Annotated in this window: 2 pseudogenes; both read left to right on the top strand. The window is 51.4% G+C overall.

Annotated elements, in window-relative coordinates:
* Positions 1 to 416 (top strand): annotated as a pseudogene (locus C6A77_RS25130) (hypothetical protein); the annotation flags it as partial.
* Between the two features lie 4 nt (positions 417 to 420).
* Positions 421 to 935 (top strand): annotated as a pseudogene (locus C6A77_RS26060) (hypothetical protein); the annotation flags it as partial.

Genomic DNA, 935 nt, shown 5'->3' with positions numbered 1-935 from the left:
CCCCTTCGATGACGGTACGAAATCCGACGACGCAGGAGATGCGGCATCACATCGATGGGCTGAAGGGGACGGCGCCGCTGGAAGAGGTGCAGTTCGAGGCGGGAACGTTGTTGGTGATCGAGGTGAAGACGACGCTGGGGAAGAGCAAGACGCCTGGGTTTTTGAAGACACAAGCGGCTGGCGGAAATGCGAACGTCGAGCGAATACAGAAACTGATTGCAAGAAAAAAGGGCGGCTGGAATATCGACAACCTAAAAACAGTAACCCCTGATATAGCCGCTAAAGCAGCACACCTCCGCAATGCGATGAGTAGTGGAAAGATCTCATACCTGCACGCTCAAGTATTTTTTTCACCTGACGGGCAGCTAAGTACGCTCGCAGGCAGCTCGACCGGAATTCAGATAAACAAGTGGTGACGACATGACATCTACCAATAGTTCTCGGCTAACCAGCAGTCTCAAAAGCATTAAAAACTGGGCGTCAGCTGATGCCTCGCTAGAAAAACATAGAATCACTGATTACATAAACGGAAACGACAGTGTCGCCATTGCCGCTGACGAAATATTCAGACTAGGTATAAATGATGTAGGAAACAGTCTTCTCCAAGCTTCTGAGAACCCTTACCTGGGAGCACCTCGTACAATTGCCGTGGGCATATTGAAACTACTCATAGCCAACAGCGTAATCGTCGAAAATTTAAAGGGCACCACACGGTTTGGCCTTGATGATCTGGACGGCATCACTCACGTAATGCTGTGTGCCCTGGCCACAGGACAATTTGCTGTAATAGCGCCTTGCCACAGTGCTGTGTTGTCGGGTTTTATCAATGGTTATGGTGTCAGCGATGGCCACAACCTGCCCATTGGCACCACCCTACGCTACGCCGCCTTCGGCCTGACCATCATCGGCGACTGGCTGGGCAAACCCCTCGACCT

This window comes from Pseudomonas sp. AFG_SD02_1510_Pfu_092 (genome assembly GCF_003331055.1).
Taxonomy (GTDB): Bacteria; Pseudomonadota; Gammaproteobacteria; order Pseudomonadales; family Pseudomonadaceae; genus Aquipseudomonas.
Note: the sequence above shows the minus strand (reverse complement) of the source record. Positions and strands in the feature narration are given on the sequence as shown.